The 10,736-nt window shown below is 39.0% G+C and carries 10 protein-coding genes; 7 read left to right on the forward strand and 3 right to left on the reverse strand.

What is annotated here, in order from left to right:
* Positions 1-14: 14 nt before the first annotated feature.
* Positions 15-2,336 (reverse strand): TonB-dependent receptor, encoded by a 2,322-nt coding sequence (locus I7X29_RS14385; RefSeq protein WP_198475669.1) that lies wholly within the window; start codon positions 2,334-2,336, stop codon positions 15-17.
* 47 nt (positions 2,337-2,383) lie between these two features.
* Complete coding sequence (locus I7X29_RS14390; protein WP_198475687.1) at positions 2,384-2,692, reverse strand: hypothetical protein; 309 nt, start codon at positions 2,690-2,692, stop codon at positions 2,384-2,386.
* Between the two features lie 215 nt (positions 2,693-2,907).
* Here I7X29_RS14390 and ccsA point away from each other — a divergent pair, with 215 nt between their 5' ends.
* From ccsA to I7X29_RS14425, 7 genes are all read left to right on the forward strand, one after another.
* Positions 2,908-5,607: a cytochrome c biogenesis protein CcsA gene (gene ccsA, locus I7X29_RS14395; protein WP_394368710.1), complete on the forward strand. Its 2,700-nt coding sequence runs from the start codon at positions 2,908-2,910 to the stop codon at positions 5,605-5,607.
* A 60-nt stretch (positions 5,608-5,667) separates the two neighbouring features.
* Positions 5,668-6,630: a beta-ketoacyl synthase chain length factor gene (locus tag I7X29_RS14400; protein ID WP_198475673.1), complete on the forward strand. Its 963-nt coding sequence runs from the start codon at positions 5,668-5,670 to the stop codon at positions 6,628-6,630.
* Between the two features lie 700 nt (positions 6,631-7,330).
* Positions 7,331-8,062 (forward strand): polysaccharide deacetylase family protein, encoded by a 732-nt coding sequence (locus I7X29_RS14405; protein ID WP_198475675.1) that lies wholly within the window; start codon positions 7,331-7,333, stop codon positions 8,060-8,062.
* The gene (locus tag I7X29_RS14410) at positions 8,059-8,673 is read left to right on the forward strand and encodes a LolA family protein (RefSeq protein ID WP_198475677.1); all 615 of its coding nucleotides are present in this window, start codon (positions 8,059-8,061) and stop codon (positions 8,671-8,673) included. The genes I7X29_RS14405 and I7X29_RS14410 overlap by 4 nt, the downstream gene beginning before the upstream one ends.
* Entirely contained in the window at positions 8,651-9,256 is a 606-nt protein-coding gene (locus I7X29_RS14415) for a hypothetical protein (protein ID WP_198475679.1), read from the forward strand. Before I7X29_RS14410 ends, I7X29_RS14415 begins: the two co-directional genes overlap by 23 nt.
* 16 nt (positions 9,257-9,272) lie before the next feature.
* The gene (locus I7X29_RS14420; RefSeq protein ID WP_198475681.1) at positions 9,273-9,641 is read left to right on the forward strand and encodes a 3-hydroxyacyl-ACP dehydratase; all 369 of its coding nucleotides are present in this window, start codon (positions 9,273-9,275) and stop codon (positions 9,639-9,641) included.
* Positions 9,642-9,781: 140 nt separating this feature from the next.
* Positions 9,782-10,390: a hypothetical protein gene (locus I7X29_RS14425; protein WP_198475683.1), complete on the forward strand. Its 609-nt coding sequence runs from the start codon at positions 9,782-9,784 to the stop codon at positions 10,388-10,390.
* Between the two features lie 7 nt (positions 10,391-10,397).
* On the opposite strand, the gene I7X29_RS14430 is transcribed toward I7X29_RS14425, so the two are convergent.
* Complete coding sequence (locus I7X29_RS14430) at positions 10,398-10,541, reverse strand: RidA family protein (protein ID WP_198475685.1); 144 nt, start codon at positions 10,539-10,541, stop codon at positions 10,398-10,400.
* Positions 10,542-10,736: the final 195 nt, after the last annotated feature.

Below are 10,736 nucleotides of genomic sequence, written 5' to 3' on the forward strand. Positions count from 1 at the left end.
TTTTGATGTTTTTATTAGAAATTATAATTTAATCTTACGAATACATTTCTACCCAAATCGTGAGCATAATATCTAAAACGATTGGTGTATTCTTTGTATTCGGTGTTTAAAAGGTTTTCGGCGGAGACTCTTATTCCTAAGGTCTGTTGGTCGCCAATTTTTAAGGTAGTGCCTATATTAGCCTCAAAAAGGTGATAGGCATCGGGGGTGGTGGGAACTAACTCTTGAGAAGGCTCAAAGCGGGTTTGTTTAGCCACAAAAGTATGCCCTATACCCACAACGAGGTTTCTCAGCAAGCCCCCATTGGGATCTATATTCCATTTTAAATGCTGACTCAGACGAGGAGCAGGAATAAAAGGGAAATAGCGTTTGGTTTGCATCTCGTTGGCAAAGACTACAGAACTTTTCAGCTCATAGCTTAGTTCATAGTCGTTTAGGCGATGCCATTTTATCAGTAGTAATCTTGCCTCAAGGTCTACGCCTCTAAAGAAAGCATCCGCTTGAGTGTACTGAAAGATAGGGTATACGCCCGAAAATAGAGTGCGTACTTCACCTGTAGGGTAATCGTAGATATAGTTTTTTATCCATTGCAGGTACATATCTACATTGAGCGATAACTTGGGGTGCTTGTAAGCAAAGCTGGTAAGCCACTTGATGCCCGTTTCGGACTGCAACGTCTCATCACCCAAGTCATAAGTACCCGCTCCGTGGTGTAGCCCGCTACTATACAGCTCGTTTACGTGAGGAGCACGCCACGCTACCCCTACATTGGTGCTAAGGTCTATCCATCTATCGAAACGATATAACGCTCCTGCACTATAGGTAATATTGTGAAACTGATGTTCGCCTCCATAACGTTGCGAGTACATATCGTAGCCATCGGCATTGAGGTATTTGTAGTCGTACCTAAGTCCTATCTCAGCAAGCCATTTGTAGTAGTCATAACGTTGTATACCAAAAACGCCATAGCTAAACGATGCAAAGTTAGGGATTACAGGCACTACCCCTGTACCCGGTTGGTTGAAGTTGTCCTGCTTGCCAAAACTCGCTCCTATTGTTGTTTCCCAACGGTTGTAGTCATGTTCCCAATCTACATCAAGGGAGTGAGTAGTAAGCGCCATATTGAGGGCAGGGATGCGCGTTCTATCCATACGGCGGAGGCTAAACTCTTGGCGTATATCTTTTTGGAAAGCGTATTGCGCGGTGAGTTTGCCACCAAAAGGTAAATGATAAAACGCTTTGGCTTTCAGCAGGTGATGCACAACCTTCTGTTTAGGGGCGTTGATAGTATACGAAAATGGATAGGTAGTAATCGGTCTACCGATTTCAAACCTACCTAATAAGTCGTCTAAATTACCAATATGAGACCCATAGAAAACACTGCTTTCATTCTCATAACGGCTATAAAACAGCTCGGCAGTACCTTGTTTTTTTTGTACGCCTGTAGCTACCGAAAAGTCAGCCTCACGAGCAGCCGTATTGTTCAGCAAATAGTTGGCGGTACTGAGGTCGCCAGAGCGTTTTAGCGTACCTTGTACGCGCCACGCCCACGAATGAAGATTAGGGACAGAACCTTCTACACTTGCTGTTAAGACTGTTTTTCTACCGTTGGAAGCGAAAGAGGGAAGTAATCTGCCGTGCACGCCATCTCCATAGGGTAGCTTTTTAGGAGCTATGAGAATTACCCCCCCCAGTGCATCGGATCCGTAGCGCACGGCATCCGCGCCCTTTACCACGGTTATCTGGTCAGCTACCATAGGGTCTATTTCAGGAGCGTGGTCGGCACCCCATTGTTGTCCTTCTTGGCGCACCTCGTTATTGAGTATCAAGATACGATTGCTGTGCAAGCCGTGAATTACTGGTTTGGCAATAGTAGCCCCCGTTTGTATCATTGAGACACCTGCTATTTGGGTAAGAATTTTAGATAGTTCGTCTCCTGAATGATTTACGAAGCCCTCTCTTTCAAGTGTGCGAACGATAATGGGCAGTTTACAAGTCATTTGCTGTTTAATACCCTCCCCTACTACAGTTACGCCTTCTAACTGACTGACCGTTTCCTTCATTACTATCTTATAAAACTGTACGACACCTAATGAAAGAACCGTCTCGTAGTCGTGAAAGCCAAGATAGGTAATTTTGAGGGGGTAAGTTCCTCTCGGTAGTTTCTCAATAGTTACTTTGCCATTACTATCAGTGAGGTAGTGTTTGCCCATAAAGTGCACTACAGCCCCTACCAAAGGCAATTGCTGTGTATCTTCTACTTGCAATTGTAATTGGTTTTGCCCAAAAGCGGAAAGCGCACACAAAAGTAGCAGAAGAGATAATATCTTTTGCATAAAAATTTAATTTGAAAAATTAGCAAATCTGCTGATTTGTCAACTTGCTAATAGGCAAATTGACACATTGATAAATTAGTAGGGGGAGCCCGTGAAGGAATGCTAAAGGCAGTTTGAGAGATGCCTTTTTCAATGAAGGAAAATACAGTTGAAATAGTTTGCTCCCACAAGTGGTAAGTAAAAAAAGAAGGAGCAAAGAATTGGTGAAGTTGTAAAAAGATACAATCAAAATGAGTATCGGTAGCGGAAAAGTGTGCTTGGTGATGGCACTCATCGCCTGTGGCTATAGTGCATAACTCTTCCTTAGTGTGGTGATTATGAAAGAATTCACCCACTGGAAAAGCGACTTTCAGCATACATAAAAGTAGCAGAAAAGCGAAGATGCGCGTATGTAACGATTGTCTTTTTATCATTTTCAATTTGCAAAATTAGTAAATACTTATGAAACAGCAAAGAATTAGAAGGTAGTTTTTATTTGAAAAAATTGCTAAATTGCTAATTTATCTATACTTTTGCCCCCTGATTTATGACAATACAGAAACTCATATCTTTCTTTTATTCCACCAAGCTAATGGCAATTCTCTTCATTACTTTTGCCATTGCTATGGCAGTGGGTACTTTCGTAGAAAATGATTACGATACTGATGCCGCCCGCATTTTGGTGTATAACACTTGGTGGTTTGAGGCGATAATGGTACTTTTTGTTGTGAATTTTATAGGTAATATTCCTCGCTATCAATTGCTCAAAAGAGAGAATTGGGCAGTGCTGGTGTTACACCTCTCGTGGGTGTTTATCATCGTAGGGGCTGGGGTTACGCGCTATTTTGGCAATGAAGGTATGATTTCTCTACGTGAAGGAGAAACTACAAATACTTACCTTTCTGACCGCACTTATATCACTGTAATGGTAGATGGCAATTATCAAGGAGCTCCCTTGCGTAAAAAGAAACAAAAAGAGGTGCTTTTTTCTTCATATACCTCTAATCATTACAAGTGGTCGTCTGACTTTAAAGGCAAACCTTTTAGCATTACGTATAAATCGTTTAAACGTATAGGTGAGGGAATGAATGCCTTGGTATTGGAAGTTGTTTCAGGTGATCAGCGCAAAGAAGTAACGGTGATGGGCAAACGCGGTATGCAATACCCTCCTACCACAATCACTTTGAACGGCTTGCAGTTTCATCTAAGCTATGGAGCACGTGAAGAGAAGTTGCCTTTCAGTCTCACCCTCAACGATTTTATAGCCGAAAAATATCCTGGTACCGAGAATAGTTATGCTTCCTTTAAAAGCAAAGTAACCGTGAGTGGGGGAGGGGAGACCTTTCCTTATGATATTGAGATGAATCATATTCTCAATTATCAAGGTTATCGCTTGTTCCAATCTTCTTTTCACCCCGATGAACAAGGTACTATACTCTCGGTAAATCGTGACTTTTGGGGTATCCTCATCACTTACATAGGTTATATACTACTTTTTGTCAGTTTGTTAGCATTTATGTTTGTAGTCAAATCTCGATTTAGGAAACTCAATCAGCAACTTAAAGATTTGCAAGCCAAAAGGATTGCAATGGTTTTGGCATTATGTTTTGGCTCTTTCGCTACTGCCCAAACTTCTATGGTAGTACCCGATAAAGCGCACGCTGAAAAATTTGGTGCAATGCTCATTCAAGATGATGGGCGCTTTAAGCCCGTGAATACCTTCTCTTCAGAACTTTTGCGCAAACTTAGCAAACACGATACTTATAAAGGTTTAACTTCCGATCAAGTCTTGCTTTCGATGCTCCTCAGTCCGCAGGCGTGGTATGAGTCGGACATTATCTATGTGAAGAAAGCTAATGACAGTTTGCATCGTTTTTTGGGAGTCCCCAAAGGAACCAAATGGGTGAAGCCTAAAGATTTTTTTGATGCAAATGGACAGTACAAGCTTGCCCCTTTATTGAAAGATATTTACAACACAAATACTCCTAACCAATTTCAAAAAGATTTTAAGGAAGTAGACCAACGTATTGGCTTGCTCAACAGAGCGCTACAAGGTGATATTATTAAGGTCTTCCCTGTGCCTAATGACCCTAATTATAAGTGGATTTCGCACTTAGATTACGTAAACGATACCCTCCAAATCACCGACCCACTGTACAAACAATTTGTAAAAAACGCACTGCCAGCTTACCTTATTTTGCTACAACAAGCCACTGAAACAGACGATTATAGCAAAGCTGATAAGGTGCTCGACAATATCAAACTACAACAAGAATTTTACTCGGCTGAGGTATTGCCCTCACCTGCCAAAGTACAAACTGAATTGTGGTACAATCGCATCAATATTTTTGAACAACTCTTTCAAGCGTATTTGTATCTTGGTACAGTGCTATTTATAGTACTACTATGGCATATTTTTATGCCAAAACAAATTTTTAGAAGACTTACCCAAATAGGTATAGCCTTGTTATGGATTTGTTTTATCCTGCATACTGTAGGACTTGCTGTACGTTGGTATCTTTCAGGTCACGCACCTTTTAGCGATGCTTATGAGAGTATGATATATGTAGGATGGTCGGCTATTGGGGTAGGACTTTTCTTTTCTCGACGTTCCCCCCTCACGGTTGCTGCTACCGCTTTTGTAACCGCTATGATACTGATGATCGCCCACTGGAATTGGATGGATCCTGCTATTGGAACCCTCCAACCCGTGCTCAATAGCTATTGGCTGATGTTGCACGTTGCCGTGATTGTAGGTAGTTATGGACCTTTTGTCTTAGGAATGCTCTTAGGTGTTATCAACCTCCTACTGATGATAGTTACCACCCGCAAGAACGCTCATAAAATCAACCTCATACAACAGGAACTCACTATCGTAAACGAATTAGCTCTTACAGTGGGGCTCGTAATGCTCACCATAGGCAATTTTTTGGGTGGTATGTGGGCAAATGAAAGCTGGGGACGTTATTGGGGCTGGGATCCAAAAGAAACTTGGGCATTGATTAGCATTATGGTTTATGCCTTGGTGATACACCTGCGCTTGATACCCCATTGGCGTGGACGATGGGCGTTCAATTTTATGAGCATTGTTGCCTTTAGCAGTATCTTGATGACTTATTTTGGTGTGAATTTCTACCTTACAGGTATGCACAGCTATGCCACAGGCGATAAAATTATCACCCCTACCTTTGTGTATTATGCTGTGGGTATAGTGCTGTTGTTAGGACTGGTATCGTATTTGAGAGTGAAAAATACATCACAAGTTTTACCAAAGTCTAATACTAATTCCTAATATCTAACTCCTAAATCGTTATTATTAATTGTAAATTGTAAATTGTTAATTGTTAATTGAATGAAGTCTTATATCAATGGAACAGCCTGTATCTCGGCTCAACCTACTTTCTTAACTCCTCATTTCCTCGATGAAGCCCTAAAAGTTACTCCAGAGGAAGTGTGTTACGCTCAAGAACCTTCTTATAAAGAATATATTGCCCCTAATGCCAGTCGTCGTATGGCTAAAGGCGTAAAAATGGCTATAGCTACTGCTGCTGAAGCTCTAAAAGAAGCACATATCTCTACCCCCGATGCTATTTTGGTGGGTACCGGTATGGGGTGCCTGCAAGATTCTGAAAAATTTCTTACAGCGCTTATCAATGATAACGAGGAGCACCTCACCCCCACGGCTTTTATACAATCTACTCATAATACTGTTGCGGGGCAGATAGCTCTTTTGTTGCAGTGCAAAGGAGAAAACTTTACCTATGTAAATGGGGCTGTATCATTTGAATCAGCTTTGTTAGATGCCAAAATGCAAATGGAACAAGACACTATCAATACGGCTTTGGTAGGAGGTGTAGATGAACACAGTCCGCACACTTTGTATTTATATGATTTAGTAGGGCTTGACCAAAAAGGAGAAGGCGCAAGTTTCTTTGCATTATCAGCAGAGGCTACCCCCAATACCTATGGAGAACTTGTGGATGTAGCTTTGTACAATGAACTCACTCCCGAGCAACAACAAACAGCCCTAAAGGACTTTCTTTCTCGCCACCATCTTACCCTCTCTAATATAGACTTGATACTTACCGGTGAAGCAGAAAATCGTTCTTGGCGACTCCCTACCTTGCACTATAAAACCCTGAGTAGTGAGTATTATACTGCTTCAGCCTTCGGACTTTGGTTTGCTTGTCAAGTACTACAAAAGCAAACCCTTCCCGCCATTTGTGAACTTCCTCTCTCTACTCCCATACAATATATTTTATTAGTAAATTCATATAGGGGCAAAGATTTTAGTTTTGTACTGTTGAAGAAATAAAAGAGGTTGTTTGAAAAGTATTAAAATTGACTTTACAACTTGTGTCTTTGGCAGAGTTTCACACTTTGTTAAATTTTATTACCTTGATAATCAAGTGTTTTAGAGTGTTTTGTGTAGGGGCGTTTTGTAAACGCCCACATAAATAGAACTTTTTCGGACTGTCCCTTCATTGTAAAAAGGTTACCAAAGTTTGATCTTTATTTTGTAGCATCTTTTCAAAATTAAACTTTTCAGATAGTATCTTTCCATTTTATATTTATTGTATTTAGCATTATACGAGTATTTTAATTTGAAAATCTACTAATGTTTAAATTTCCTCATTAGTGCTGATAAATAAAGTTATGTATAAAATCTCTTTTTGAAAGATAGATAAATATATTAAGATTGATAGTAAAACGCTTTTAGTTTAAATTTCTTCAAAAAGTTTTGTCTAAAAGAATAAAAAGATCTTTTCTTTCAAAAACTGAATTTCTATGTTTCAAGAAAAAATAATTAAAATATTTGTAAGGAAGTAAAATGTATGTTACTTTTGCCGTGCTGAAACAACTTTTATTGTAGAAAAACTAAAGTATTCATTGTTAGGTGGAAATTTGTAAAATAATATATTACAAAAAGTTTTTTTAGTCTTAATTTCGTGTAAATCCGTGAAATCCGTGTGAGGTTTTCCTTAACAAAGTATCAACTCTATATCATTTAAACATTGAACAAATATCTTTTTACAATTGCAATATTTATCAATGCTCTTGTAACAGCATTTATACAAAATGCTTCTTGGTGGGTATATGTATTATTAATAGTGTTGTTTTTAGGCATTATCTCTTGGGGCGTATTCGATATCCGCCTCTCTTATTTTGTTAAAACACAATACTTCTTAAAGGGGCGTCCAGCAAAAACAGTAGCGCTAACTTTTGATGATGGTCCCTCAGAACTCACACCACAATTCTTAGATCTATTGGAGCAATACAACGCCAAAGCAGTCTTTTTTTGTGTAGGTGAACAAATACAAAAGTATACAGAGGTCGTCAAACGTATGCAAGCTGAAGGTCATTTAGTGGCAAATCATACTTTTACACATCAACCTAAAAATATTCTGCACGCAAAAGCCCTTGCCAACGAAATTCGCCATACCGATGAAGCTTTGGCGCACTTGGATATCGTTACCCCATATTTCCGACCTCCATACGGAATCACCTCACCGCCCGTTGCTAGAGCAATTCAGGCAACAGCTAAAAAAGCTATAGGTTGGGATGTACGCTCATTAGATACCGTAATACACGATGAAGACAAGCTTTTTCACCGCATTGTGCGCAAACTTACCAACGGTAATATCATACTGATGCACGACCGTCTGCCTCATACCCTTACCGTTTTGGAACGCTTATTGCAGTACCTCAAAGAAAATAACTATACAATTACAAACAATTTAGAATGAAAAAACTCTTAATATTCCTTATTTGTGTTGCACCTTTAACAATCAGTGCCCAAGCTCTTACAGAAGCCCAAATACGCGACTTCAAAACGCAAACTATTGCTAAAAACAAGTCAATCCAAACATTGCAAGCGGATTTTACTCAGAAAAAACACTTGGATTTTATGAGTAAGGATATTGAAACATTAGGTAAAATGGCATTCGCTAAACCCGATAAACTGAATTGGCAATACACTAAACCTTACCAGTATCGCATTATTTTTCAGAAAGATAAAATCACAGTGAATGATGCAGGTAATGTCTCACAGATGAAAGCTGATAATAAAGTATTTAAAAAAATAAATAACCTTATTGTGAGTTCTATCAGTGGTGATATGTTCAATGAGAAAGAATTTGCTATGACCTTTGCCAAATCGGACAAAAGTACATTGGTAAAACTATTGCCTAAGGATAAGACTCTCTTAAAATATGTGAGCGAAATACATCTCTATTTCGATGTCGATAGCGTAGTAGAGCGCGTAAAACTCATTGAACCTTCTAAAGACTACACCGAAATCCTATTCAGCAATAAAAAACTAAATACAAAAATTGATGAAGCAAATTTTAAAATGTAGTCTGTTTGCTATATGGCTCGGCAGCTGTTCATCTTCTTATAATCTTCCTGCTGAATACCAATCAATGGCTACAACGCCAACAACGATAGCCAATCCCCACATAAGGGTAGGGGAGGAGTACCTCTATCGAGCTACTATTACTGCTTATGGTCACACTTTTAGCGGACTCTTAGCAGCTAAAGTTACCGCAGATAATACGTGGCGAGTAGCCCTCACTACCGACTTTGGCAACACGCTTTTCGATTTTGAAAACCAAAACGGAAAGATAAAAACCAACTATATAACTCCTGATCTCAATAGAAAAATCATTATTCGTACCCTCAATACCGACTTTAATCACCTACTGAAAACCCATTGGCAGGTTACCCAAAAATACATAAATAACAACACTATAGTGGTGGAACAAAGCAAAGATGGGAATGATACAGTTTATCTGTTTACCTCAGAAGATACACTCCAAAAGCAACTCAATATACAAGGTAAAAGGTTGTATACTACCTTTATATACAATCCTAACAACATAACCATAGAGCACCACACCCTTACCATTAAAATAGTTTTAGAACCCCTTGTTAATTCTTAATTGTCAATTGTTAAAGATGTTAAAAGATTTTTATACCCTCAATAGCTTAGAAAAACAAGATGCAGAAAATTACCTCTGTACCCTTACCCTCAATCCTCAACACCCTATTTTCGAAGGGCATTTTCCTAACAACCCTATCACTCCCGGGGTGTGTATGATGCAAATCATCAAAAACCTCACCGAGGAAATTACAAAACATAAACTCTTCTTAGTCAAAACAACTAATGTAAAGTTTATGGCACTTATCAACCCTATAACTCATCCTATGTTGCAACTTACGCTCGCTATTCAACATAAAGAGGCCGATATACAAGTGAAAAATACTACCTCTTTTGATGAAACAGTAGCATTAAAACTTACGAATTTATACAAAATACTATCTTAAGAAGTTCGTTTCTTTACTCATTGTGTAAAATGAAAAAAAATAGTTAAAAAAATTGCGCTATGTAAAATAAAATAACTACTTTTGCAATCATTTTAAAAAAAGCATTACAAATAAATAACACTAAAACAGCAATATTAATAGTGGAAAAGGAACGAAAAAAATTTACAGAGAAGAGTTACGAGAAGTTGAAAAATGCAATTCAAGAGATTGTGAATGAGGAGGATAAAAAAGATGTATACACACTGTCTTTTTGCTACACCTGTGACGACGACGATTTGCGATTCCCTAAAATTACACTGAGCTATAACACCCTTTCAAATGTAAAAGAAGAAAGCTACAATGCTGCCTCTAAAGAAGAAGCCAAGTGGAATTTTGATTATTGGTTACAAACTGAAATGGAAACTATAGGAGGTAAAAAAGATAAACTGCTTAAACAGTGGTTTGCCAAAACCCCTCACTTTTACACCGATGAAGAAAATGATCGTGCTATTGAAGAAGACGAGGATTTGTACGATAAACTCCTCAAAAAAGGAGATAGATTTTGCAAAGAATTTATAAAAGAAGTGATCGCCCTTGCCAAACAATTGTTAGATGAAGGTGAAATAGAGAAAATATTCGGTCGTAATATTCCTATTATTATTCATCAGCAAGATTTTGAAGAAACTCCAATTCTTTGGACTAAAAAAGCCAATCCCGCCAAACTCATTAAAGAGTTTTTAGAATACTGGGATGGTGATGACGAAGAATAAAAACAATCTACACTTTGCCAAAGATATGAATAATCTCAAAAGTTCGTCTCTTTGGCAAAATTTTATTATTATCTTCCCCAAAAAACTCATTATCACCCATCCCCCAATCATCAAATCCCATCACCACCCTCTCTTTTCCTAATTTTCTCATTCATCTCACCCCTCCATCCCTGCCCGCACAGCTCGCACCCCTCCGCTCCCATTCCTAATTCCCATTCCTGCCCGTGCGTCTCGCACCCCCTTTCCGGCTAGTCCCCCTTCGGGGGTTCGGGGGCTATTCCCACCACCCCCTCCGAGTTTCTCCGAGTCTCTCCGAGTTTTTCCTCAAAAAATATTCCCCTCATTC

It is taken from the genome of Capnocytophaga periodontitidis (assembly GCF_016126015.1).
GTDB lineage: Bacteria > Bacteroidota > Bacteroidia > Flavobacteriales > Flavobacteriaceae > Capnocytophaga > Capnocytophaga periodontitidis.